Source organism: Nocardioides sp. SR21, from assembly GCF_022761125.1.
Lineage (GTDB): Bacteria > Actinomycetota > Actinomycetes > Propionibacteriales > Nocardioidaceae > Nocardioides.
In genome coordinates this window covers 228,367-252,472 of record NZ_JAKWJR010000001.1, presented here as the reverse complement: position 1 = coordinate 252,472, position 24,106 = coordinate 228,367, and the positions used below count along the sequence as shown (strand labels likewise).

Annotated in this window: 21 protein-coding genes; 6 read left to right on the top strand and 15 right to left on the bottom strand. The window is 71.8% G+C overall.

What is annotated here, in order from left to right:
• Window positions 1-23: 23 nt before the first annotated feature.
• The 4 genes from MJ604_RS01240 to pdxH form a co-directional block, all read right to left on the bottom strand.
• Window positions 24-1,952 (bottom strand): ABC transporter ATP-binding protein, encoded by a 1,929-nt coding sequence (locus MJ604_RS01240; RefSeq protein ID WP_279235232.1) that lies wholly within the window; start codon window positions 1,950-1,952, stop codon window positions 24-26.
• Window positions 1,952-3,688, bottom strand: coding sequence for an ABC transporter ATP-binding protein (locus tag MJ604_RS01235; protein WP_243056455.1), 1,737 nt, complete (start codon window positions 3,686-3,688; stop codon window positions 1,952-1,954). Before MJ604_RS01235 ends, MJ604_RS01240 begins: the two co-directional genes overlap by 1 nt.
• Window positions 3,688-4,266, bottom strand: coding sequence for a TetR/AcrR family transcriptional regulator (locus MJ604_RS01230; RefSeq protein WP_243056454.1), 579 nt, complete (start codon window positions 4,264-4,266; stop codon window positions 3,688-3,690). Before MJ604_RS01230 ends, MJ604_RS01235 begins: the two co-directional genes overlap by 1 nt.
• A gap of 119 nt (window positions 4,267-4,385) precedes the next feature.
• Complete coding sequence (gene pdxH / locus MJ604_RS01225) at window positions 4,386-5,015, bottom strand: pyridoxamine 5'-phosphate oxidase (RefSeq protein ID WP_243056453.1); 630 nt, start codon at window positions 5,013-5,015, stop codon at window positions 4,386-4,388.
• 185 nt (window positions 5,016-5,200) lie between these two features.
• Between pdxH and MJ604_RS01220 the strand changes: the two genes are divergently transcribed.
• Together MJ604_RS01220 and MJ604_RS01215 are read left to right on the top strand one after the other, a co-directional pair.
• Window positions 5,201-6,304: a citrate synthase 2 gene (locus MJ604_RS01220; protein ID WP_243056452.1), complete on the top strand. Its 1,104-nt coding sequence runs from the start codon at window positions 5,201-5,203 to the stop codon at window positions 6,302-6,304.
• Between the two features lie 4 nt (window positions 6,305-6,308).
• Window positions 6,309-6,812, top strand: a complete 504-nt coding sequence (locus tag MJ604_RS01215) for a YciI family protein (RefSeq protein WP_243056451.1) — start codon at window positions 6,309-6,311, stop codon at window positions 6,810-6,812.
• Here the strand turns inward: MJ604_RS01215 and MJ604_RS01210 are convergent.
• On the bottom strand, window positions 6,809-7,360 hold the full coding sequence (locus tag MJ604_RS01210; protein ID WP_243056450.1) for a hypothetical protein: 552 nt from the start codon (window positions 7,358-7,360) through the stop codon (window positions 6,809-6,811). The genes MJ604_RS01215 and MJ604_RS01210 overlap by 4 nt on opposite strands.
• A gap of 11 nt (window positions 7,361-7,371) precedes the next feature.
• Window positions 7,372-7,953 carry a hypothetical protein gene (locus MJ604_RS01205; RefSeq protein WP_243056449.1) on the bottom strand — a complete coding sequence of 194 codons (582 nt, stop codon included), beginning with the start codon at window positions 7,951-7,953 and terminating at the stop codon, window positions 7,372-7,374.
• Between the two features lie 22 nt (window positions 7,954-7,975).
• Between MJ604_RS01205 and MJ604_RS01200 the strand changes: the two genes are divergently transcribed.
• Window positions 7,976-8,572 carry a class I SAM-dependent methyltransferase gene (locus MJ604_RS01200; protein WP_243056448.1) on the top strand — a complete coding sequence of 199 codons (597 nt, stop codon included), beginning with the start codon at window positions 7,976-7,978 and terminating at the stop codon, window positions 8,570-8,572.
• On the opposite strand, the gene MJ604_RS01195 is transcribed toward MJ604_RS01200, so the two are convergent.
• The gene (locus tag MJ604_RS01195; protein WP_243056447.1) at window positions 8,542-9,030 is read right to left on the bottom strand and encodes a GNAT family N-acetyltransferase; all 489 of its coding nucleotides are present in this window, start codon (window positions 9,028-9,030) and stop codon (window positions 8,542-8,544) included. The genes MJ604_RS01200 and MJ604_RS01195 overlap by 31 nt on opposite strands.
• The gene (locus tag MJ604_RS01190; RefSeq protein ID WP_243056446.1) at window positions 9,023-9,382 is read right to left on the bottom strand and encodes a zinc ribbon domain-containing protein; all 360 of its coding nucleotides are present in this window, start codon (window positions 9,380-9,382) and stop codon (window positions 9,023-9,025) included. Before MJ604_RS01190 ends, MJ604_RS01195 begins: the two co-directional genes overlap by 8 nt.
• A gap of 50 nt (window positions 9,383-9,432) precedes the next feature.
• On the opposite strand from MJ604_RS01190, the gene serC reads away from it, so the two are divergent.
• On the top strand, window positions 9,433-10,554 hold the full coding sequence (gene serC, locus MJ604_RS01185) for a phosphoserine transaminase (RefSeq protein ID WP_243056445.1): 1,122 nt from the start codon (window positions 9,433-9,435) through the stop codon (window positions 10,552-10,554).
• A 205-nt stretch (window positions 10,555-10,759) separates the two neighbouring features.
• On the opposite strand, the gene MJ604_RS01180 is transcribed toward serC, so the two are convergent.
• Window positions 10,760-11,212, bottom strand: coding sequence for a hypothetical protein (locus MJ604_RS01180; protein ID WP_243056444.1), 453 nt, complete (start codon window positions 11,210-11,212; stop codon window positions 10,760-10,762).
• Between the two features lie 103 nt (window positions 11,213-11,315).
• Here MJ604_RS01180 and MJ604_RS01175 point away from each other — a divergent pair, with 103 nt between their 5' ends.
• Window positions 11,316-13,793: a M12 family metallo-peptidase gene (locus MJ604_RS01175; protein WP_243056443.1), complete on the top strand. Its 2,478-nt coding sequence runs from the start codon at window positions 11,316-11,318 to the stop codon at window positions 13,791-13,793.
• Window positions 13,794-13,901: 108 nt separating this feature from the next.
• Window positions 13,902-16,259 carry a hypothetical protein gene (locus MJ604_RS01170; protein ID WP_243056442.1) on the top strand — a complete coding sequence of 786 codons (2,358 nt, stop codon included), beginning with the start codon at window positions 13,902-13,904 and terminating at the stop codon, window positions 16,257-16,259.
• On the opposite strand, the gene MJ604_RS01165 is transcribed toward MJ604_RS01170, so the two are convergent.
• The 6 genes from MJ604_RS01165 to MJ604_RS01140 all read right to left on the bottom strand — a co-directional run bounded on the left by MJ604_RS01165 (window position 16,246) and on the right by MJ604_RS01140 (window position 24,055).
• The gene (locus MJ604_RS01165) at window positions 16,246-16,746 is read right to left on the bottom strand and encodes an O-acetyl-ADP-ribose deacetylase (RefSeq protein WP_243056852.1); all 501 of its coding nucleotides are present in this window, start codon (window positions 16,744-16,746) and stop codon (window positions 16,246-16,248) included. The two genes, MJ604_RS01170 and MJ604_RS01165, sit on opposite strands and share 14 nt — an antisense overlap.
• Entirely contained in the window at window positions 16,743-17,747 is a 1,005-nt protein-coding gene (locus MJ604_RS01160) for a DNA topoisomerase IB (protein ID WP_243056441.1), read from the bottom strand. The genes MJ604_RS01165 and MJ604_RS01160 overlap by 4 nt, the downstream gene beginning before the upstream one ends.
• Window positions 17,731-18,696, bottom strand: coding sequence for a hypothetical protein (locus MJ604_RS01155; protein WP_243056440.1), 966 nt, complete (start codon window positions 18,694-18,696; stop codon window positions 17,731-17,733). The genes MJ604_RS01160 and MJ604_RS01155 overlap by 17 nt, the downstream gene beginning before the upstream one ends.
• Complete coding sequence (locus MJ604_RS01150; protein WP_243056439.1) at window positions 18,696-19,892, bottom strand: SAM-dependent methyltransferase; 1,197 nt, start codon at window positions 19,890-19,892, stop codon at window positions 18,696-18,698. Before MJ604_RS01150 ends, MJ604_RS01155 begins: the two co-directional genes overlap by 1 nt.
• A gap of 244 nt (window positions 19,893-20,136) precedes the next feature.
• A complete protein-coding gene (locus MJ604_RS01145; protein ID WP_243056438.1) occupies window positions 20,137-22,845 on the bottom strand; it encodes an FAD-binding and (Fe-S)-binding domain-containing protein in 2,709 nt (902 codons plus the stop codon).
• Window positions 22,799-24,055 carry a hydroxyacid-oxoacid transhydrogenase gene (locus MJ604_RS01140; protein WP_243056437.1) on the bottom strand — a complete coding sequence of 419 codons (1,257 nt, stop codon included), beginning with the start codon at window positions 24,053-24,055 and terminating at the stop codon, window positions 22,799-22,801. The genes MJ604_RS01145 and MJ604_RS01140 overlap by 47 nt, the downstream gene beginning before the upstream one ends.
• Between the last annotated feature and the right edge of the window lie 51 nt (window positions 24,056-24,106).

The following is a 24,106-nucleotide window of genomic DNA, read 5'->3' as shown; positions in this document are numbered from 1 at the left end:
AGACCCGCACGACGCCAGCGACGTCAGTCGACCGTCGCCGCGGTGAACTGCGACTGGTACAGCCGGGCGTAGGCACCGCCGGCGGCGAGCAGCTCCTCGTGCGTGCCCTGCTCGACGATCGCGCCGTCCTCCATCACCAGGATCAGGTCGGCGTCGCGGATCGTGGAGAGCCGGTGTGCGATCACGAACGACGTCCGGTCGGTGCGCAGCGCGGCCATCGCGTGCTGGAGCAGCAGCTCGGTGCGGGTGTCGACCGAGCTGGTCGCCTCGTCGAGGATCAGCAGCGCCGGGTCGGTGAGGAACGCGCGCGCGATGGTGATCAGCTGGCGCTCGCCCGCGGAGAGGTTGGACCCCTCCTCGTCGATCAGCGAGTCGTAGCCGTCGGGCAGCGAGTGCACGAACCGGTCGACGAACGTCGCCCGCGCGGCCGCGAGGATCTCGTCCTCGGTGGCGTCCGGGCGTCCGTAGGCGATGTTGTCGCGGATCGTCCCGGCGAACAGCCAGGTGTCCTGCAGCACCATGCCGATCTGGCTGCGCAGCGCGGCGCGCGGCATCGCCGCGATGTCCACCCCGTCCAGCGTGATCCGACCGGCGTCGATGTCGTAGAACCGCATCACGAGGTTCACGAGCGTGGTCTTGCCGGCACCGGTCGGGCCGACGATCGCGACGGTCTGGCCGGGGCGCGCGACCAGCGACAGGTCGGTGATCAGCGGCCGGTCCTCGTCGTACCGGAACGACACGTGCTCGAAGGCGACCTCGCCGCGACGACCCGCCGCGGGTGCACCGGTCGCGTCGACCGGCTCCTCGTCGGCGTCGAGCAGCTCGAACACCCGCTCGGCCGAGGCGACGCCCGACTGCAGCAGGTTCGCCATCGACGCGAGCTGGGTGAGCGGCTGCGTGAACTGCCGGCTGTACTGGATGAACGCCTGCACCTCCCCCAGCGACAGCTGTCCGTGCGCGACCCGCAGCGCGCCGATCACGGCGACCAGGACGTAGTTGAGGTTCCCGATGAACATCATCGACGGCATGATCAGCCCGCTCACGAACTGCGCGCCGAAGCTGACCCGCGCGAGCTCGTCGTTCTCCTCGGCGAACTTCGCCTCGACCTCGGCCTGACGGCCGAAGACCTTGACCAGCGCGTGGCCGGAGAACGACTCCTCGACGTGCGCGTTCAGAGCGCCGGTACGCCGCCACTGGGCGACGAACTGACCCTGCGACCGCTTCATGATCTGCGCGGTCACCACCAGCGACAGCGGGACCGTGACCAGCGCGACCAGCGCCAGCAGCGGCGAGATCCAGAACATCATCGCGAGCACCGCGAACACGGTCATCACCGACGTGAGCAGCTGGCTCATCGTCTGCTGCAGCGTCGTCGACACGTTGTCGATGTCGTTCGTGACGCGCGACAGCAGCTCGCCGCGCGGCGACCGGTCGAAGTACCCGAGCGGCAGCCGGTTGATCTTGTCCTCGACGTCCTGGCGCAGCGTGCGGACGGTGTTCTGCACGACCGTGTTCAGGATGAATCCCTGCAGCCACCCGAGCAGCGAGGCGCCGACGTAGATCGCGAGCACGATCATCAGCACGTGCGCGACCGCGTCGAAGTCGACTCCCTCGCCGGGCACGACGTCCATGCCCTGCACGGCCTTCGGCCACTCGGACTCCGGCGTACCGGGCGGGATCTGCTTGCCGATGAAGCCGTTGAACACGATGTCGGTCGCGTGGCCGAGGATGCGTGGGCCGATCGACATCAGCGCGACGCTGACCACGCCGAGCAGCACGACCAGCACCGCCTTGCCGCCGTCGGGCCGCATCCGCGCGGCCAACCGCTTGCCGGACGGGACGAACTCCATCGCCTTCTGGCCGACCATGCCGCCGGCCATCGGGCCGCGGCCGGGGCCGCCCTGCGGCGCCTGGATGCGCTCGGTCGCCTTGAACTCCTGGGTCTTCGCCATCAGGCCGCCTCCTCCACCGTCATCTGGGAGGTGACGATCTCCTGGTACGTCGCACAGTCGCCGAGCAGCTCGTGGTGCGTGCCCCTGCCGACGACCCGGCCGTCCTCGAGCACGAGGATCAGGTCGGCGTCCTTGATGGTGCTGACCCGTTGGGCCACGATCACGACCGTCGCGTCAACGGTCTCGGGCATCAGCGCGGCGCGCAGCCGGGCGTCGGTGGCCAGGTCGAGCGCCGAGAACGAGTCGTCGAACAGGTAGATCCCGGGCTTGCGCACCAGCGCCCGGGCGATCGCGAGCCGCTGCCGCTGGCCGCCCGAGAAGTTCGTGCCACCCTGCGCCACCGGGGAGTCGAGCCCCTCCGGCAGCGCCTCGACGAAGTCGCGGCCCTGCGCGACCTCGAGCGCCGCCCACATCTCCTCCTCGGTGGCGTCGCCCTTGCCGTGCTCGAGGTTGCTGCGGATGGTCCCGCTGAACAGGTACGCCTTCTGCGGCACCAGTCCGAGCTGGTCCCAGAGCACGTCGGGGTCGAGGTCGCGCACGTCCTGGCCGGCGACCCGCACCGATCCCGACGTCGCGTCGAACAGCCGCGGCACCAGGTTGACCAGCGTGGTCTTGCCGGCGCCGGTGGAGCCGATGACCGCGACCACCTGCCCGGGCCGCGCCTCGAAGGACACGTCGGACAGGACCGGCTCCTCGGCGCCGGGGTACGCGAACGTGACCCCGTCGAACGAGAGGTGCCCGCGCAGCGACGGGTCCGGCGTCACGGGCTCGGCCGACGGCTCGACGGACGTCCTCGTGTCGAGCACCTCGGCGATCCGGTCACCGCAGACGGCCGCCCGCGGAATCTGGATCAACATGAACGTCGCCATCATCACCGACATCAGGATCTGCATCAGGTACGACAGGAACGCCGTCATCGCGCCCGGCATCATCTCGCCGTTGTCGATGCGGTGGCCGCCGAACCAGATCACCGCGACGCTGGAGACGTTGAGCACCAGCATCACCAGCGGGAACATCGTCGCCATCCACCGCCCGGCGCTGATCGCGACGTCGGTCAGGTCGTCGTTCGCCTTCCCGAACCGCTTGGCCTCGTGGGGCTCGCGCACGAACGCGCGCACCACGCGGATGCCGGAGATCTGCTCGCGCAGCACCCGGTTCACCTCGTCGATGCGGGCCTGCATCACCCGGAAGCTCGGGACCATCCGGCTCACCACGAACCCGACGCAGAGGAACAGCGCCGGCACCGCGACCACGACGATCCAGCCGAGGCCGCTGTCCTCGCGCAGCGCCATGATCACGCCGCCGACCATCATGATCGGCGACTGGACGGCGATGGTGCAGGCCATCAGCACCAGCATCTGCACCTGCTGCACGTCGTTCGTGCTGCGGGTGATGAGCGACGGCGCCCCGAACTGCTGGACCTCGCGCGTCGAGAACGTCCCGACCCGCCGGAACAGCGAGATGCGGATGTCCTGGCCGAACGACATCGCCGTCCGAGCCCCGAACCAGACGGCGAAGACCGAGCAGATGATCTGGCCGAACGAGATCGCGAGCATCTCGGCGCCGGTGCGCAGGATGAAGTCCGTGTCGCCGGTGGCGATGCCCTTGTCGATGATGTCGGCGTTCAGGCTGGGCAGGTACAGCATCGCGACGACGCCGAGGAACTGGAACAGCACCACGAGCGCGATCCAGGTCTTGTACGGCGCGAGGCGCTCGCGCAGCAAGCGGGTCAGCATCAGGTTCTCCCGAGTCCGTGGAGGACGGTGTCGACGATCTCGTCGGGCGTCAGCAGGCGCCCGTCGGCGATGTGCTCGTGGCTGCCCGCGAAGGTGAGCAGCCGGAACACGTGGATGAAGTGGTCGAGGGGTACGGCGAGCTGGTCGGCGTCGTCTCCGACCACCCCGCCCAGCAGCTCCTCGAGGCGGGCGCGCCACGCGGCCGCGCCGGCGGAGTCGTGCAGGTGCCCGGGCGGTCGGACCAGGCCCATCTTCTGCATCAGGTCGAACGTCGCGCGGAACCGCTGCTGCAGGATCGAGGCCAGCACGACCAGCCGGTCGCGCAGCGGCAGCGCGGGATCGATCTCCTCGATCCGCACGACCAGGTCCCCCGGCTCGAACGCCCGCGAGATCGCGGCGTCCAGCAGGTCGTCCTTCGACGCGAACGCCCGGAACACCGTGCCCTCGGCGATGCCGGCGGCCTCGGCGATCTGCCGGGTGGTGACGTCGCGGCCGTGCACGCGCAGCAGCCGCAGGGTGACGTCGGTCAGCGCGGCGCGGCGCTCCTCGGGCGACATCGGCCGGGCTCGGGGTGACATGCCCGCGAGCCTAGAGTGAGTGAGCACTCACTCACAAATGCATTTCGGGTACTCCCTGACGTTTCCGGGGTCGACACGCCGGTCGGGACCCCGGAATCGTCAGGGACTACCCCGATAGGTCACGGCGCGAGGCGCTCCACGGCCCAGCTCCCGTCGGTACGGCGGTACCGCAGCCGGTCGTGCATCCGCCCCGGCCGGCCCTGCCAGAACTCCACCGCGTCGGGGCGGACGACGTACCCGCCCCACTCGTCCGGCACCGGCACCGCGTCGGGGTAGCGCTCCTCCGCGGCGGCGTACGCCTCCGCGAGGTCGTCGCGGGTCACCACCCGCGACTGCGGCGACGCCCACGCGCCGAGCTGGGAGCCGCGCGGGCGGACCGCGAAGTACGCCTCGACGGCCTCCTGCGGCAACCGCTCGGCGACGCCGTCGACGCGCACCTGCCGCTCGAGCGGGTGCCAGGGGAACAGCAGCGCGCACCGCGGGTTGCCGGCCAGCTCCTCGCCCTTGCGGGAGTGGGTGTTCGTGTAGAACACGAAGCCGTCGGGGCCGAGGCCCTTGAGCAGCACCAGCCGTGCCGAGGGTGCGCCGTCGGCTCCGACGGTGGAGACGACCATCGCGTTCGGGTCGTACAGCTGGGCGTCGACCGCGTCGCGCATCCAGGCCTCGAACATCGTGATCGGGTCCGGTGCGAGGTCGCCCTCGTCCAGCCCCGCACGCCCGTATTCCTCCCGCAGCGACGCAAGGTCCATGCGGCCGACCCTAGATGACCACGTCCTACGGCTCGCACGCTACGCGTCGCCCGGCATCCACGCTGGCTGCGTTGCGGTCGCTCGAAGGACGGTCAGGTACGACATCGCTCCCGCGCCTTGCCAGCGCGGCGCCGGGCGCCGCTCGCTGGCACGCCCCTCGGACTCGCCCATCTAGACTCCCCACCGTGACCGACGTACAGCATGGACTGGAAGGCGTCGTCGCCTTCGCCACCGAGATCGCCGAGCCGGACAAGGAGGGCTCCGCCCTTCGCTACCGGGGCGTGGACATCGAGGACATCGTCGGCCGGGTGCCGTTCGAGAACGTCTGGGGCCTCCTGATCGACGGGGCCTACACCCCCGGCCTCTCCCCGGCCGAGCCCTACAACCTGCCGGTGCACACCGGTGACGTCCGCGTGGACGTGCAGGCGGCCGTCGCCATGCTCGCGCCGGCGTTCGGGTTCGGCCAGACCTACGACATCAGCGACGAGCAGGCCCGCGAGGACATCGGCCGGCTGGCGGTCATGGTGCTGTCGTACGCCGCCCAGTCGGCGCGCGGCCTGAACCAGCCCGTGGTCCCGCAGAAGGTCGTCGACGAGGGCACGACGCTCGCGGAGAAGTTCCTGATCCGCTGGAAGGGCGAGGCGGACCCCAAGCACGTCAAGGCGATCGACGCCTACTGGTCGTCCGCGGCCGAGCACGGCATGAACGCCTCGACGTTCACCGCGCGGGTCATCACCTCCACCGGCGCCGACGTCGCGGCGGCGTTCTCCGGCGCGATCGGCGCGATGAGCGGGCCGCTGCACGGCGGTGCCCCGTCGCGCGTGCTCGGCATGATCGAGGACGTCGAGCAGCGCGGCGACGCCCGCGTCTACGTCAAGGAGCTGCTCGACAGCGGCGAGCGGCTGATGGGCTTCGGCCACCGGGTCTACCGCGCGGAGGACCCGCGCGCCCGCGTCCTCCGGCGTACGGCGCGCGAGCTGGACGCGCCGCGCTACGAGGTCGCCGAGGCGCTGGAGAAGGCCGCGCTGGCCGAGCTGCGCGAGCGTCGCCCGGACCGGGTGCTCGAGACGAACGTCGAGTTCTGGGCCGCGATCGTGCTCGACTTCGCGGAGGTGCCGGCGAACATGTTCACGTCGATGTTCACCTGCGCCCGCACCGGCGGCTGGTCGGCGCACATCCTCGAGCAGAAGCGCACCGGCCGGCTGATCCGCCCGTCCGCGATCTACACCGGCCCGTCGGCACGCCCGGCCGCCGAGGTCGCGGGCTGGCGCGAGGAGTGGGGCCAGTAGCGCGGTGCAGTTCTTCTGCTACCACCGGGACCGCAGCGGTTCGACGCCGTTGCGCGCCGCGATGGTCGAGGAGCACTGGTCCTACATGGACCGCTTCGAGCTGATCGCGCGCGGCCCGACGTTCCTCGACGACGACACGCTCACCGGCAGCGTGCACGTCGTCGAGGTTCCGGACGTGGCCGCGGCGCGGGCGTTCGTTTTCGACGAGCCGAGCTACCAGGCCGGCGCCTACCGCGACGTGCTGCTGCGACGGACCTCCTGGCAGTCGCTCGACCCGTCGGTCACCGGCGGGTACCTCGCGATCGGCTTCCTCGACCGGCCCGAGCCGTACGACGACCTGCCGGCGCCGCGCGCCGACCTGGCCGGCTTCGGTCCGCTGCTCTCCGACGACGCGACCCGCCTGCTGGGCGCGGCCGCTCTGGCCGCGACCGAGGAGGCCGCCCGTGGGGCCCTCTCCCGGATCGCGGTGGTGGAGTCGCACCTGTGGCAGCGGGGCGGGCGGCGCTAGAGGCGGCCGTCGTACCAGCTGGTGACGCCGCGAGCGCCCTTCGCGCTCAGCGAGAGGTGCAGGTGGTCGCGGTGGCGCAGGGTCTTCGAGCACTTCTTGCGCTTGTGGCAGCTCGACGAGAGGTACGGCTCGGGGTCGAAGCGGTCCCAGGCGGCGTACATCCGGTCGTTCCAGATGACGTACATGACGCCCATCCGGCGTGCCCACGCGTGGGTGTTGCCGCGGCCGTCGGTCTGGAAGATGCGGGCCATGAACTCCTGGGCGCGCAGGCGATCCGCGCGCCGGGTGGCGTCCAGGCTCCAGTCGAAGGCGCGACCGTTCTGGTGCTCCGAGGTCGCCTTGCGGTCGCACGGGCGCGACGTGCCGCCGAAGCCGCCGCCGTACTTGTGCACCATCCAGTGGGCGAGGTGGTCGGTGCCGGGCCGGGCCTTGGGATGGCACTTCGACGAGGGCTCGTACGACGCGTAGTCCTCGATGTCGGAGCCCGCGAACGCGGGCGGGCCGATGAGGAGGGTGGACAGCAGGACAGCGATCCCGAGAAGGCGCATGGACGAAGACCTTACGTCCGGTTCGTGCGCTCCAGGTAGGCGAGACCGCGCGGGGACACCTCGTAGCCGACCTCGAAGCTGCGGGTCAGGCCGAGGTTCTTGAGCTTGCGCACGTCGATCTTGAACGGGTCGCGCTCGCGCCCCATCTCGGCCGCGAGGTCCGGCGCGCGGGTGTGCGGGCGGCGCCGGATGAGGTCGAGCGTCGCCATCGTCCAGGCGCCGTGGCTGCTCGCCCGGTCGAGCCGCTCGAGCTTGGCGTCGATCGCAGCGACGTCCGCGTCGGTCAGGGCGGCGCTCTCCCGCAACGCGACCCGCGGGTCGGGGCCGGCCCACGACAGCGTGACCTTGTACGTCGGGACGTCGCCCTCGACATTGTCGAGCTGCTTGCGCAGCCGCGCGGCGTCCGGCCAGCCCGCCGCGACCGCGTCCTCGTCGGTGACGTCGTCCACCACCTCGACTGCGTCGACGCGGACCACGCCGGCGACCGTGCGGAACTCCGACCCCGGCTGGACGTCCTGCTTGCGCCAGCGCCGGAACGCCAGCGTGACCGAGCCGTCGGCGACCCCGTGGGCGACCTTGGGAGGCAGGAGCACGAACCGAGCCTAGTGTGGGGGGATGACCTCCTCCGAGCGCGACTTCTGGGACGCCGAGGCGGCGACGTTCGACGACGAGCCCGACCACGGGCTGCGCGACCCGCAGGTGCACGACGCGTGGAAGAGCCTGATGGTCGGGCTCACGCCGCCGGCACCGTGCCGCGTCGCCGACCTCGGCTGCGGCACCGGGACGCTCTCGCTGCTGCTCGCCGAGGAGGGGCACCGCGTCGACGGCATCGACCTCTCCCCCGAGATGGTGCGGCGCGCGAACGCCAAGGCCGGCACGTTCCCCGGCGTCGGGTTCGTCGTCGGCGACGCGGCCGAGCCGCCGTTCGACCAGGGGGCGTACGACGTGGTCCTGTGCCGGCACGTCCTGTGGGCGATGCCCGACCAGGCCGCCGCGCTCGCCCGGTGGGTCGACCTGCTGGACCGCGACGGGCGGCTGCTGCTGATCGAGGGGCAGTGGTCGACCGGGACCGGCCTGACGGCCGAGCGCACCTCCGCGCTGGTCGAGGAGGCCGGGCTCACCGCGACCGTCCGGTCGCTCGCGGACCCGGCGTACTGGGGCAGGCGGATCGACGACGAGCGCTACGTCGTGGTCGGCAGGCGGCGGCCGTAGCAGCGCGAGAGGCGCGCGTACTGGTAGTAGCCGAACGACGGGATCGACGTGTAGCCGCTCGACTCGTACAGCTCGATCGCCTCGGGCTGGCGCAGCCCGCTCTCCAGCACGATCGCCTCGGCGCCGTGCGCGGCCGCGTCGGCCTCGAGGTGGGCGAGCATCCGCCGCGCGACGCGGCGGCCGCGAGCCGCGGGTACGACGTACATCCGCTTGATCTCGGCGGTCCGGCTGGTGCCGAACGCCCGGACCGTCGAGCGGCGCCACGCACCGGTCGCCACCGGGACGCCGTCGAGGTAGGCCACGTAGAAGCTGCCGTCGGGCGGCTCGAACATCAGCGGGTCGAGCGGGGTCTCGTCGCGGCTGCCGTACCGGACGACGTACTCGGCCTGGACCTCCTCGATGAGGAGGGCCGCGTCGGGGTGGCCGTAGTCGACCCGGTGGATCTCGAGATCAGCCAACCGCGACACCGCACGAGTCGCAGAACTGCGCGGTGGGGGTGAGCGACGCACCGCAGCTGGAGCAGAACCGCCCGCGGCGCGGGGCCGAACCCTGCTCGATGGTCACCCGCGCGTATCCACCGTTGCTGGTCATGATCGACGCCCGGGTGAAGGCAACGATGCCGAGGCCGATGACCATGGAGAGGCCGCCAGCGGCGAACAGCATCATGCTGCCGTTGCCGCTGTCGCCGCTCAGGTCGTCCGACGAGCCGATGAAGCCGCTGAAGCCGGCGACGACGCAGACGAGACCGCCCAGGAGGACGATCGTTCCCACGACGAGCAGGAGGGTCTGGCCGGGCGTCCGCTTGTTCATGATCTGTCATCCCCCGAGTGTCTGGATCCGAGGCTGACAGAATAGGCACCGTGAGCGACGCCCTCCAGATTCCTCAGGACCTCCTCCCCGCCGACGGCCGGTTCGGAGCCGGGCCCTCGAAGATCCAGACCTCGCACCTGGACGCGCTCGCCGCGACCGGTTCGTCGCTGATGGGTACGTCGCACCGGCAGGCGCCGGTCCGCGAGGTCGTCGGCCGGGTCCGGTCCGGGCTGGCCGACCTGTTCTCGCTGCCGGACGGCTACGAGGTCGTGCTCGGCAACGGTGGCGCCACGGCGTTCTGGGACATCGCGACGTACGGGCTGATCCAGGAGAAGAGCCAGCACCTGTCGTTCGGCGAGTTCTCGGCGAAGTTCGCGTCGGCTGCTGCGGCCGCGCCGTGGCTCTCCGACCCGTCGGTCATCACGTCCTCCCCTGGGTCGCGTCCGGTGGCGGTCGCGGAGGACGGTGTCGACGTCTACGCCTGGGCCCAGAACGAGACGTCGACCGCCGTGATGGCGCCGGTGGTGCGTCCTTCCGGGGCCTCGCCCGACTCGCTGGTGCTCATCGACGCGACCTCGGGCGCGGGCGGGCTGCCCGTCGACCTGCGCGAGTCCGACGTCTACTACTTCGCGCCGCAGAAGTGCTTCGCCTCCGACGGCGGCCTCTGGATCGCGATCATGTCGCCGGCCGCTCTTGCTCGCGCTGCCTCCATCGCGGAGTCGGGCCGGCACGTCCCGGCCTTCTTCGACCTGCCGACCGCGATCACGAACTCCGCGATCAACCAGACCTACAACACCCCGTCGGTCGCGACGCTGTTCCTCATGGCCGAGCAGCTGGACTGGATGAACGCGAACGGCGCGCTCGCCGGGATGGTCGCGCGCACCACCGCCTCCTCCGACGCCCTCTACACCTGGGCCGAGAAGTCGTCGTACGCCTTCCCGTACGTCACCGACCCCGACCACCGCTCCCTGGTCATCGGCACCATCGACTTCGACGAGTCCATCGACGCCGCCGCCGTCGCTGCCACCCTGCGCGCGAACGGCATCGTCGACACCGAGCCCTACCGCAAGCTCGGCCGCAACCAGCTCCGCATCGCGATGTACCCCGCCGTCGACCCCGCCGACGTCGAGGCCCTCACCGCCTGCATCGACTGGGTGATCGAGCACAGCTGATCGGTCCCGGCGGTCGAGGCGCGAGCGGGCCGCCGGTGGTCGAGCCTGTCGAGACCCCCGCTGCCACCACTCGCGGGACGGTTGAAGGCGGTGGTCGAGGAAGGCGCCTGGCGCCTGTCTCGGCACCACCGTGCGCTGCTCGGCTGCCCGGCCAGCTCAGCGACAACGAGCCTGCGCTCCTCACCGTGACCGGTGGGGGCTCCCGTCAGCTGGGGGTGTAGACCCCGTGCGGCGTCTCGACCTGCGTCGGGCCGTCGCCGGAGAGCGTGATGACGACGTCGCCGAACGTCGCCGTGCCGCCGGCGAGGCTGACCTCGCGGGGCTCCTCGCCGTTCCTGCCGGCGCGCCACTCGCCCTTGCGGCCGTACCACCAGACGGTGCCGTCGTCGTCCTGGATCCAGTAGTCCGTCGTGTAGTGGTCGCCGTGCGACAGGGTGGTGGCGGAGGCGTAGTCATCGGCGCCGACGTCGTAGGTCTCGTCGACATAGATCAGCACCAGCTCACCGCCGGGACCGTCGAAGGCGCGGGCGTCACCCGGCTGCATCCCGAGCCAGGAGGTCGGGGCGGCCTCGGTGGGGCCTTCGGCGGGGGTCTGGGCGTCGGACGACGAGCAGGCCGTCAGGAGGACCAGCGCGAGCAGGGCGAGGACGAGCTTCACACCAGCATCATGACGCCCAGCCCTCAAGTCGGGCCGCTCGACGACCGAAAGCGACGATGGAGGGGGCTCACGGACGAGCCCCTGGACAGCCAGGAGTTCACGGATGAATTCGCGCATCGCCGCGCTGGTCGCAGCGGCCGCCCTCGGTACCGGACTGCTCGGCGCCGTGCCCACGGCCGACGCCGTCGCCACCATCACCGCCTCGTGCGGTGACCCCGTGCTGCGCGAGCCGGTCCGGCTCCAGACCGCCGTCGCCGGCATCGGCCTGTCCGACGCGACGCAGGACGAGGCGCTCGACGCGGCCCGCGACGCTCTCGACGAGCCGCTGACCGAGCTCGACGACGACGCCAGCCTCTGGCTCGACGCCTGCGCCGCCCCGTTCTACGTGGAGCGCGCCCGGCCCGCCCGGGCCGCGACCAGCAACGGCCTGGTGGCGCCGCTGGCCAACACGTTCATGCTCAGCTCGCGCCCGGGCGCGGCGCGGACCATCTACCTCGACTTTCTGGGCGAGGTCGTCACCTCGACGTCCTGGAACGGGACGTACGGCGCCACGATCAACGCGACCCCGTTCACGCTCGACGGCACCACGTCGACGAGCTTCTCCGACGCCGAGCTGACCGCGGTCCAGCAGGCCTGGCAGATCGTCGCCGAGGACTACGCGCCGTTCGACGTCAACGTCACGACCCAGGACCCGGGCGCCGCGGCGATCACCCGCAGCAGCTCGGCCGACACCCAGTACGGCATCCGGGTGGTCGTCACCAACGGCGGCCCGATCGCCAGCAAGTGCGGCTGCGGTGGGGTCGCGTACGTCGGCACGTTCGACGCGACCGGAGACGCGTACAACGTCGCCTGGGCGTTCGCGAACGCCGCCGGGATGAGCGGCAAGGGCATCGGGGAGGTCGCCGCACACGAGGCCGGCCACACCTTCGGGCTCCACCACGACGGCACCGCGAGCGTGACGTACTACAGCGGTTCGTCGCCCTGGGCGCCGATCATGGGCTCCGGCTACGGCCAGCCGGTGACGCAGTGGAGCAAGGGTGAGTACACCGGCGCCAACAACCCCGAGGACGACCTCTCGATCATCGCCGCCAAGATCCCCGTGCTCGCCGACGACCACGGCGACACCGTCGGGACCGCGACCGCCGTCGCCACGGGCGCCACCAAGAAGGGCCTGATCGGCGCCACCGCGGACGTCGACGCCTTCTCCGTCGACCCGGACCAGTCCCTCACCGTCTCCGCCACCCCGACGACGTACGCCGACCTCGACATCCGGCTGCGGGTGCTCGACGGCTCCGGCACTGTGCTCAACACGGTGAACCCGGCCGCCACCCGCGCCTCGGAGTCCTTCGCGACCGGGATGGACGCCACCTGGACCGGCACCGGTGCGGCCACCGTGCTGGTCGAGGGCGTCGGCGCGACCAGCTACTCCGACTACGCCTCGCTGGGTGCCTACACCCTCACCGTGGCCGACGGCGACGGCACCACGCCGACGCCGGACCCGGACCCCGAGGACGCCACGCCGCTGGCCGCGGACGGCGCCAAGGTCTACACGGTCGTGAACCGCGCCATCGACGTGAAGCTGCCGGTCACGGGCGGGTCGGGCACGTACGGATGGACCCCGAAGCCCTCCAAGAACTGGCCGACCTGGCTCACGTTGACCTCGGACGGGCGACTGACCGGGACGCCGACGACGACCACCACGGTGTCGCAGTCGGCCAACGTCACGGACGGCACCACGACCCTCACCGTCCCGATCCGGATCTCCCCGGTCGCCGTGGCCGCGCCGGCCGCCGGGCAGACTCTCGCCCTGAGCCTCACGTCGGCCTCGATGCGCGCCAAGCAGCCGTTCAGCCGGCAGCTCTCCGCGACCGGTGGGACCGGCACAGTCACCTACAAGTACCGCGGCCTGCCGCCCGGGCTCCGGCTCAACACGGCCGGCCTGCTGAGCGGCACCCCGACGGCGGGCGGCGTGTACGTCGCGACCATCACCGCGAGCACGGGCACGAAGGCCACCGGCATCCACTCGGTGACGTCGACGATGACGTTCACGATCTCGTGGCCCTTCCTGGTCCCCGTCAGCAACAGCCTCAAGGCGATCGCGACGAAGAAGAGCACCGGCCGCCTGAAGATCACCGGCGGGAACGGCAAGTACGCCTGGTCGGGAAGCGAGCTGCCCACCGGCGTCACCCTCGCCGCCAACGGCACCCTCACCGTCCTCGCGACCGCCGCCGGGACCCTGACCGGGACCGCGACGGTGGCCAGCGGTGAGTACGTCGCAGCGGTGCCCTTCTCGATCACGGTGGCACCGCCGCCGCTGCAGTGGGTCGGCACCAACGCGACGCTGTCCGGCACCGCCGGGCAGGCCGCCAGCCTCGCGATGACCGTCACCGGCGGGACCGCGCCGTACCGCTGGCAGGCGGGTGGCGCGCTCCCCTCGGGGCTGACGCTCACGGGCACGGACACCGCGACGGTCACGCTGGCCGGCACGGTCAGCGCGCCGCTGAGCACCTACCTCAACCTCACGGCGTACGACGCCGCCGGGAAGAAGCTGACCCGTCGGGTCCGCATCCTGGTCCGGTGAGCAGCAGGTCGGTCACGGTTTCGCCTCAAGTCGCGACCGCCCGCCGCCGATAGACGATCTAGCAGACGACTCACGGATGAGTCGTTCGGACAGTCACGGAGTTCACGGATGAATTCGCCCACGTCGTCCCCTCGTCGCATCGTCGCGCTCCTCGCGGCCACCGCGCTCGCCGTCGCCGGCCTCGCCGTGAGCGCCGGCACGCTCGGCGACCACTCGCGCACCGGCACGTACGCCGCCACCTCGGACATGTGGGCGCAGTGCGACGAGATCATCGTCTCGTCGGACCCTGGCGTCCCTGACGGCTGCGCGCACGCCGACGAGCCCCCGATGGGCGTGGACCTGGACAAGTACGTCCCGACCTCGGTGCTCGAGACGCGCGCAGGCGCCGCTCCCGGCGCCGCCGCCGCTGCGGAGGACGAGGGCATCCCGGTTCCGGCGCAGGTCGCCGCCGCGTCGGACGAGGTCGAGTGCGACGGCGACGGGGCCTCCGGCTTCCGGGTGCAGGCGATGTACGTGGTGACCGCCGACAAGCCGAACCGCTACACCGACGTGGCCGACGACATCCAGCAGTGGGCGGCCGGCGTGGACACCGTGTTCAACCTGTCCGCCGCCAAGACCGGCGGCGTGCGCAACGTCCGCTACGTGACCGACGACAATGGCGACGGCACCTGCTCCGCGAAGGTCCTCAACGTCACGGTCCCGGCGGGATCGTTCAAGACGTTCGACTCCTCGATCAACGCGCTGAAGGCGCTCGGCTACTCGAACCCGGCGCGCAAGTACCTGATGTGGGTCGACGGCAGCGGCTTCAACATCTGCGGCATCGCGCTGACCTACCCGTACAGCACGGCCGGCCAGAGCAACCCGAACAACGGCCTCTACCCGCAGTACGCGCGCACCGACGCCCCCTGCTGGGGCCAGGGCGGTACGGCGACCTCGCACTCCGTCGAGGCGCACGAGCTCGCGCACACGATGGGCTCGGTGTTCAGCGACGCTCCGCACGGGACCAACGCCGGTCACTGCTACGACGAGTCCGACACCATGTGCTACGCCGACGGTGGCGGCAAGGCGATGCAGCAGATCTGCGCGGCCGACCAGGAGTCCCTCCTGGACTGCAACGACGACGACTACTACTCGACCTACCCGCCGGCCGGGTCCTGGCTGGCCACGCACTGGAACGCTGCGGACTCGCAGTTCCTGATCGGCGGCGGCAACGGCTCCGGCGGCGGCACCTCCGGCGTACCCACCAAGCTCGGCGGCACGATGACGGTCAACAACCCGGCCGTCGCGGGCCTGCCGACCCAGGTCGCGCTGAACCTCGAGGTGCCGGCGGGACGGACGACGACGATCGCCTGGACGTCGAAGCGACGCGACTGCGTGTTCGCCGACCCGACCGCCGTGCAGACGACCGTGACCTGCGACGCGAAGACGCTGAGCGCGTCGACCGTGACCGCGACGGTCACCGACTCGACCGGCGAGAAGCTCGTGCGCACGATCCCGATCACGTTCTCGCTCACGGCCCGCACGGTGGCGCCGACGTTCAAGATCGACGGCGCGGCCGACGCTGCCTACGTCACCTGCGTCGGCGGCAAGGGCGTGCTGAGCGCGAAGGTCGTCGACCAGACGACCGGCGTCGGCGTGAAGGGCATCGGCGTCACGTTCCGCAAGCAGACGGCCACGGCGACGAAGCCGGCGAGCGCGGGCACCGCCACGACCGACGTCAACGGCGTCGCGACGTCGAAGCCGGTCGCGATGGTGGCGGCCAAGTACTCGGTCGCGACCACGCTCACCAAGGCGGTCCCGAGCGTCGCCAGCTCCGAGATCGTGGTGACGATCCCCGCGGGCGCCTGCGCGACGGCGGTCACGGCCGAGGTCGACGACGACACGACCAACGCGGGCGACCCCGTGACGGTGACCGGCACGCTGACCCGCACCCCGCCCGGTGCGGACGAGGCCACGGCTGCGGGCGAGAAGGTGACGTTCTGGTACCAGTACCCGGGCTCCACCAAGTGGGTCACCGCGGGCTCCACCACGACGCTGGCGGACGGTACCTACAAGGCCGTGATCAAGCCGCTCGGGACGGCGACCCTGCAGGCCCGGTACGCCGGGAAGACCGGTGTCGTCACCGCGTCGGCCAGCGAGGACGTCAGCCTGACGGTCACCCCGCGGGGCACCGAGCTGACCTCGGCGATCTCGGCGAGCACGTTCACGGTCGGCACGGCGCTCACGGTGACCGGCAAGCTCACCCAGGCCGTCGGCGCCGACATGGTGCCGTTCAAGTCGTCGCGGATCACGATCACCTACCCCCTCGCGGGCGGCAAGACCGGCACCGTGAACGTCACCACCAACGCGACCGGTGACTACAAGGGCACGATCAAGCCGGCCGCGTCCGGGACGGTGACGATCAAGTACGTCCCCAAGCTCGGCTACGCGGAGGCGGTCCAGACCAAGGCGGTCACGCTCCAGTAGCCGACAGGAGCTGGGCGTACGTCGCAGCGTCGTACGCGACCATCCGCGCCTCGGTCACCGATGTGGCCGAGGCGCGGAGTGCTTCCAGGGCCGCGGCGATCGCGTCGTCCTTGGGCCAGCCGTAGACGCCGGCCGAGACGAGCGGGAACGCCACGGTCGCGGCGCCGAGCTCGTCGGCGACCTCCAGCGCGCGGGTGTAGCAGGACAGCAGCAGCGCCCGGTCGCGCTCACCGGCGGTGAAGTTCGGGCCGACCACGTGGATCACCCACCGCGCGGGCATCTCCCCCGCCGTCGTCCAGCCGGCGTCGCCGGTGGCCAGCCCGCCGGGGAACCGGGCCACGCAGTCCTCGAGCACCGCCGGGCCGCCGGCCCGATGGATCGCGCCGTCGACGCCACCACCGCCGCGCATCGCCCGGTTCGCGGCGTTCACGACCGCGTCGACCTGCTGCGTGGTGATGTCGCCCTGCACGACGGTGACCCGCATCAGCCCTCCTTCAGCAGACGAAGCGTCGCACGCTCGAGCGCGGCCTGTCGCTCGTCGGTGCTGTCGTAGGTGCGGCTGGTGGCCCGCGCGATCGTGCGGCCCTCCTCGTAGGCGTCGATGACGCGAGGGTCGACGTACGCCGATCGCGCCAGCGTCGGGGTGTTGCCGAGGAACGACGCCACCTCCTTCATCGCGCCGGCCACCGCGCGCTTGCGCGAGGCCTTCGACTGCCCCGGCTCCGGGGTCTCGGCGAGCGCGGCGGCCGCGAGCACCGTGGCGTGCCAGGTGCGGAAGTCCTTGGCCGTCGCCTCGAGACCCGTCGAGGCGCGCACGTAGTCGTTGACGAGGTCCGGCAGCAGCGAGCGCCAGTCGCGGCCGAGCTTGTACGACAGCAGCCGCAGGTCATCGCCCCGCCGCCGGCGCATCACGTCGATCGCCTCCATCACGACCACGTCGTCGATCTCGATCCGGTGCTCGACACCGGACTTGCCGACGAACGTGAACACCAGCCGGTCCTGCCACCGGCGCACGTGCCGCCGCTCGAGCGTGGTGAGCCCGAAGCTGCCGTTGGTGTCGGCGTAGACGTCGTTGCCGATCCGGAAGTACCCCAGGTCCATCAGGCGTACGGCGACCGCGCAGGCCCGCTCCAGCGGCATCCCCTCGCGGCCGAGGTCGGCGACGACAAGCTCGCGCGCCTTGGTCAGCGCCTTCCCGAACGCGAACATCCGGTCGAACTTCTCCGCGTCGCGCCGCGCCCGCCAGTCCGGGTGGTAGAGGTACTGCCTCCGCCCGGCGTCGTCGGTGCCGACCGCCTGCAGGTGGCCGTTCTCGTACGGCGTGACCCACACGTCGGTCCAGGCCGGCGGGATCACCAGGTCGCGGACGCGCTGGGCGTCCTCCTCGGGCAGCCGGTCGCCCTGCTCGTCGAGGTAGACGAAGCCGCGACCGGCGCGCCGGCGCGACCAGCCGGGCTGGTCGGGAGACGTCCTACGAAGCCGCACCATGCCGGGTGAGTTTCCTCAGGACCAGCAGCACAAACCCGGCCCCGGCTCCGCCGATGAGGAACCACGGCCAGATCGGCTCGTCCGAGGTCGCCTCCTGGCCCTGCGACTCGGCCTCCGGCTCCGGCTCCGGCGATGCGGGCGGGTCCATCGCCCGCTGCAGCTCGGGCGGGACCTCGACGGACCGCACCTCGGTGAACTGGCCCTCGGTGCTGACGTGCACGACGTCCCGCTCGTCGACCGCGATCCCCTCGCCCTGCCGCTGCGCGGGCAGCGTGAACGACCCGAGCGGCTCGTGCCCGGGGAACGTGTAGACGGTCGCCCCGACGTAGTCGCGCAGCACGTAGTGCCGCCCGTCAGGGAAGAACGACCCGTCGGTCGCCACGCCCTTCACGTTGTCGGCGACCTCGCGCAGCTCGTTCGGCTCGGACTCCGAGAGCGTGCGCGGCGCGGCGTACACGGTGCCGCCGAAGACGTTCTTCGACACCACGAACAGCTGTCCCGTCCGGGGATTCGCCAGCAACGTCTCGGCGTCGTGCTCGTGGTCGGGGTAGACCAGCGTGTACGACGTGGGCTCGACCTCCTGGTCCTTCCGGGCGTAGGGCACGTGCAGCACGGTGATCGTCTCCCGCGCCGCGGAGTTGTCGCCGATGTCGGCGACCCACACGTAGCCGGGCTCCGCCGGGGCGAGGGCCTCGACGTCCCGCGGCTCCGGACCCCACGACGTCGAGCCGACCGTCCTGCCGGTGCCGTCGACCACGAACACGCGGCCGCCGTCCCCGGAGTCGTTGGTGGTGAGGAACAGGCCGTCACGCACCACGAGCCCGCTGGACTCGACGATCGCCGGGTCCTGGAAGGTCAGGTCGACCGACGAGGGTGCCGTCGCCGGCGCGGCCATCGAGCCGATCGCGAACGGGACGAGCGAGACCAGCCCGAGGACCCTGTCCAGCATCAGCCCAGCAGCTCGGCGAGCTTCGGCTGCAGGCCCCAGGTCGTGACCATCTCGTCGTACTCCTTGAGCGCCGACCCGCCCTTGACCGGGGCGCCGGTCCGGACCGCGCGGAGCATGGTGTTGCGCGGGGTGTGCTGGCTCTCGACGAACTGCACGACGTCGACCCGGTAGCCCCGCAGCCGCATCAGCGACGCGCGCAGGCCGTCGGTGAGGGTGTCGGCGAGGCGCTCGCGGAGGATGCCGTGCCGGGTGAGCATCTGGTACGGCGCGGGCGTGGGCGCCTTGCGCAGCTGGGCGGAGATGTCGTGGTGGCAGCACGGCGCGGCCAGCACCAGCTGGGCGTCCCACTCGACGGCGCGCGCCAGCGCCTCGTCGGTCGCGGTGTCGCACGCGTGCAGGGCGAGCACCACCTCGGGCGCCTGCTCGAGCTGCACACCGCCGATCGTGCCCACCACGAAGTCAGCGTCGATGCCGAGCTCGGCAGCGACCGCGGCGTTGTGCTCGCGCGACTGCTCCTTCACGTCGACCCCGGTCAGCCGGACCGGCAGCCGCTGCGAGAGGAACCGCTCGGCGGCGAACGTCAGGTAGGCGTTGCCGCAGCCGAGGTCCACGATCCGCAGCGGGTCCTCGGCGGTCGGCTTGCGCAGGTGCCCCTTCTGCCGGGCCTCGGTGATCGAGGCGTCCAGCAGCCGCAGGAACTCCTCCACCTGGCGGTACTTCGCCTGCCGGCTCGGCTTGAGCCTGCCGTTCGCGTCGGAGATGCCCAGCGCGATGAACACCGGGTCGTCCTCGGCCAGCAGCCGCGGCTTGTCGCGGTCGTGGCCGCGGTCGGCCTCGACCTCCTCCGTCCGGTCGGTGGTGTGCACGACCGCCTCGAGCTTCTTGGTCACCCGGACCTGGTGCGACTGCGTGGTGGTGTCGATGTGCCAGTTGCCGAACGGCTCGTCGAGCAGGGCGTCCACGGCATCGCGCGCGGCGTCACCGACGGCATGGTTCGCGGTGTGCGCCTGCGTGGCGTCGTACGACGTGACCTGCAGGTGCCGCCCGGCCTTGAGGTCGACGTAGCGCAGCTCGACGCGGCGCCAGGTGGGCTGCTCGCCCTTCTGCCTGCCCGAGGCCATGGCCTTGACCAGCACGTCGGGGTCGAGGATGAAGCCACGCATCCGGTTCAGCGCGCGCAGCAGCGGCTCACTCATCAGATGACCGCCGCGATGATCACGATCAGGAGCAGCGCGACCAGTGCGACAGGGATGACGAGGCGGCGCTGGCGGGGGTTCACGCCTTGATCCTAGGCGCGTTGGCCGGAGCAGGGCCGTCGAGGGGCGTCGGCCGACGCGTGCGCCCGCGAGGCGGAGGAGGGAGGCGGGACGGAGTCCCGGCGACTGGCGACGACGCGGTCCGGCGTGCGTGGTGGACGGCGCCCCGCAGGCGATGCGACGGTCAGCGCACCTTGGAAGCGAGCAGCTCCGCGAGGTGCATCGCCGGGACGTCGGCGAGGTCGTCGAGCTGGACCTTGCACGACATGCCGTCCGCGAGCACCACCGCGTCGCGGTTCGCACGCACGGCGGGCAGCAGGTGCGTCTCGGCCACCGCGACCGACACCTCGTAGTGCCCCTTCTCCATGCCGAAGTTCCCGGCCAGGCCGCAGCAGCCCGCCACCTGGGTCACGTTCGCGCCGGCCTTCTCGAGCAGTCGCTTGTCCGCCGCCCAGCCGATGATCGAGGCGTGGTGGCAGTGCGGCTGCGCCACCACGTCGACGCCCGCGAGCGACGGCAGCGGCACGTCGAGCCGCTCCAGCAGCTCCGCGAACGACAGCACGTCGAGGTGCTCCCCGATCATCTCCGGGACGTCGCTGCGCAGCGTGGCCAGGCACGACGGTTCCAGCCCGACGACCGGAACACCGGACTCGACGTACGGCCTCAGCGTCCGCACGGTGCGCGTCATGATCGCGCGCGCCTCGTCGAGCTGGCCGGTGGTCACCCAGGTGAGGCCGCAGCACGCGTCGTCGCGGATCACCCGCGCGGTGACGCCGACGGAGGCCAGGAACTCGATCGCGGCCAGGCCGGTGCTCGGCAGGAAGTGGTCGGTGAACGAGTCCGCCCAGATCCACACGTCCGGCACGAGCTCCGGCACCCCCGTCGTCCGCCGCAGCGTCCTCGGCGCGAACGCCGGGATGCTGCGCCGCTGGTCGATGCCCGCGGTCGCCTTGGCCATCCGCGCCATCGGGCCGAACCGCATCACCCGGTTCGCGACGGGCGCGACCGGCGCGGCCATCCGGGCCCACTTCGGAAGCCTGCCGAGGAGCAGGTGGCTGCGCGGGCGGCGCTTCGCGTCGGGGCCGGAGTACGTCGCGTGCAGCGCCTCGGCCTTGTACGTCGCCATGTCGACGCCGGTCGGGCAGTCCGACGCGCAGCCCTTGCAGGCCAGGCAGAGGTCGAGCGCCTCGTGCACGGCCGGGTCGGCGAAGCCCTTCACGAGCGAGCCGTCGAGCGCCTCCTGCAGCACCCGCGAGCGGCCGCGCGTGGAGTCCTTCTCGTCGCGGGTCGCGAGGTACGACGGGCACATCACGCCGTTGGTCTTCGGAGCCACGCACTTGCCGACGCCGGTGCAGCGGTGGATCGCGTCGGCGAGTGGGATCGTCGGCCGGGGGCTGGCCGGCCTCAGGTCCGCGTCGAGCGGCGCGGGGTCGACGATGTTGCCCGGGTTGAGCAGGTTGCCGGGGTCGCAGATCGCCTTCACCGCACCGAAGAGCCGCAGCGACTCCTCGTCGTACATCGTCGACAGCAGCTCCGAGCGGGCCCGGCCGTCGCCGTGCTCGCCCGAGAGCGAGCCGCCGTGCTCCTTGAGCTTGAGCGCGGCCGCGGTCAGGAACTCGCGGAAGGACCGGCCGCCGTCGTCGAACATGAAGTCGATGCGCACGTGCACGCAGCCGTCGCCGAAATGGCCGTACGGCACGCCGTCGAGGCCGTGCTCCTTCAGCAGCGCGTCGAAGTCGCGCAGCCAGGCGCCCAGCTTCTCGGGCGGCACCGCCGCGTCCTCCCAGCCGGAGTACGCCGGCCGCGACAGCGACCGGGCCGCCAGCCCGGCGCCGTCCTCGCGGATCCGCCACAGCGCGGCCGCCTCCGCGGCGTTCTCCACCAGCCGGTGCTCGAGCGCGCCGGCCGCAGCGATCACCGCGGCGGTCTCGGCGGCCGGCACCTCGACGAACAGCCAGCCGGCACCGCGCGGCAGCGCGGGCGCGCCGACCACGAGGTCGACGATCCGCGAGTCGAGGCCCTCGCAGGCGGTCATCCCCGGCGCGACCGCGAGCAGCGCCGGCACCGCGTCGGCGGCCTCGGCCATCGACGGGTAGCCGAGCACCACCAGGTGTCGGTCGGGGTCGTCCTCGACGAGCCGGACGGTCGCCGAGCGCACCACGGCGAGCGTGCCCTCCGAGCCGACCAGGAACCGCTCGAGGTTGCGGCCGTTCTCGGGCAGCAGGTGCTCGAGCGAGTAGCCGCTGACCTGGCGGGTGAACCGGCCGAACGACGTGCGGATGTGCCCGAGGTGCTGGTCGACCAGGGCTCCGAGCTGCGCCTCGACGTCCGCCGCGCCCGGGCCGTACGCGACGTCCATCGCCATCACGTTGTCCGACGTCCGCCCGTAGCCGAGCGCGCGGGAGCCGCAGGCGTTGTTGCCGATCATCCCGCCGATCGTGCAGCGGGTGTGCGTCGAGGGGTCCGGCCCGAAGCGCAGTCCGTACGGCGCGGCCGCGCGCTGCAGGTCGGCGTGCACGACGCCGGGCTGCACGAGCGCCGTCCGCGCCTCGCGGTCGATGGAGACGACGTTGTTCAGGTGCTTGAGCGTGTCGACCACGATGCCGGTGCCGACGGCGTTGCCCGCGATCGAGGTCCCCGCCCCCCGCATCGTCACGGGCGCGCCCGTGGCCACGGAGGCGTCGAGGATCGCGTCGAGCTCATCGGGGTGCCGCGGCCGGACGACGACCTGCGGGACCACGCGGTAGAGCGAGGCGTCCGACGAGTACAGCGCGCGCGTGAGCGTCGAGTCGTCGACGTCCGTGACTCCCCGCTCACGGAGAGCAGCGAGGAGGTCGGAGGTCACGTCACCAGTGTTCCATCGAGCCGCGGAACACCGACGCCAGGTCGTCATCCGTGGGACGCCGCGGCGCCGTCGCGAGCAGCCGCTGCTGCTGCACCGCCCCACCCACGAGGTCCGCGACGTCGGCCTCGCCGTACCCGACCTCCGAGAGGCCGTTCGGGATGCCGATGTCCCGCATCAGCGCGGTCAGCACGGAGGGCAGCGTGTCGGGCCCGTCCTGCGACGCCGACGGGTCGAGCAGCCGGGCCGCGCGCAGGTGCCGCTCGGGAGCGGCCTCGAACGTGAACCGGAACGCCTCGGGCGCGGTCAGCGAGACCGCCATCCCGTGCGGCACCATCACGTCGGGATAGCCCGCGGGCCGGTAGTCGCGCACGCGGCCGGCGATGGGGTACGCGTTCGCGTGCGGGATGTGCACGCCGGCGTTGCCGAAGCCGAGCCCGGCGAAGGTCGCCGCCATCGCCATCTGCTCCCGGGCCCGGGCATCGCCGCCGTCGCGCACGGCGGTGCGGAACGCGCCGGCGAGCAGCGACAGCGCCTTCTCCGACCACATGTCCGCGATCGGGTTCGCGCCGCAGTACGGCACCCGCTGCTCGGGCTGCTTCGCGTCGAAGTCGCCGTACCACCGCGCGGTGTAGCTCTCGAGCGCGTGGCACAGGATGTCCATGCCGGACGCGGCGGTCACCAGCGTCGGCTGGCTCATGGTCAGCGCGGGGTCGACCACCGCGAGCGTCGGCCGCAGGGCCGGGTGGCTGATGCCGGTCTTCACGTGCAGCGCGAGCACGTCGAGCACGCAGATCGTGGTGCTCTCCGCACCGGTCCCGGTGGTGGTCGGCACCGCGACCAGCGGCAGCAGCGGCTGGCTCGGCGCGAGCGCCTTCCCGACCGGCGCGTTGATGTAGTCCATCAGCTCGCCGGGATTGGTCGTCAGCAGGTTCACCGCCTTGGCGGTGTCGATCGACGAGCCGCCGCCGACCGCCAGGATCGCGTCGAACGGCCCGGCGTCACGCGCGAACGCGATCGCCGCGTTCATCGAGTCGTCGGTCGGCTCCACCTGGACCTGGTCGTACGTCGTCACCTCGACGCCGCGGGCGGCCACCTGTTCCGCGATCCGCGCGGGGTGACCGGTCGCGGCCACCCCGGGGTCGGTGACCAGCAGCACCCGCCGGGCGCCGTAGGCCGCGAGGTCGTGGCCGACCTCCCCGGACGCACCGGTGCCGAACTTGAGCGCGGGAGCGGCGTACGTGAAGACGGTCTCGCTCATTCGACCAACATAACGGCCCGGGCAGCCCGTACGATTGCCGTGCTTCGAGGG